Origin of the sequence: Anoxybacillus sp. LAT27 (assembly GCF_022030075.1) — a bacterium.
GTDB lineage: Bacteria > Bacillota > Bacilli > Bacillales > Anoxybacillaceae > Anoxybacillus > Anoxybacillus kestanbolensis.
Genome location: NZ_JAIWYK010000418.1, coordinates 1 through 222, shown reverse-complemented (window position 1 = coordinate 222; position 222 = coordinate 1). Strand labels below are relative to the sequence as shown.

At 49.5% G+C, this 222-nt stretch carries 1 protein-coding gene; it reads right to left on the bottom strand.

The annotated features are described in order from the left end of the window. Positions 1 to 222, bottom strand: a 222-nt coding sequence (locus tag LD028_RS10030) for a 4Fe-4S dicluster domain-containing protein (RefSeq protein WP_346015099.1), incomplete at both ends; no start/stop codon positions are given.

Sequence of the window (222 nt, the reverse complement as noted above, 5' to 3'; positions counted from 1 at the left end):
AAATCGTAAAACACAATACCGATGTAACGGAGCCGGCCGACGCACGTTTCTGAACAAACTGTCGGCAATCCTGCTTCAATACGCGGAAAACAAAACGTGCATTTCTCCGCCTTATGCGTTTTCCAATTAAAGTACACTTTTTTATACGGACAGCCGGTCACACAAAACCGCCAGCTCCGGCACGCGTCATGGTCAACAAGCACAATGCCGTCCTCATCCCGC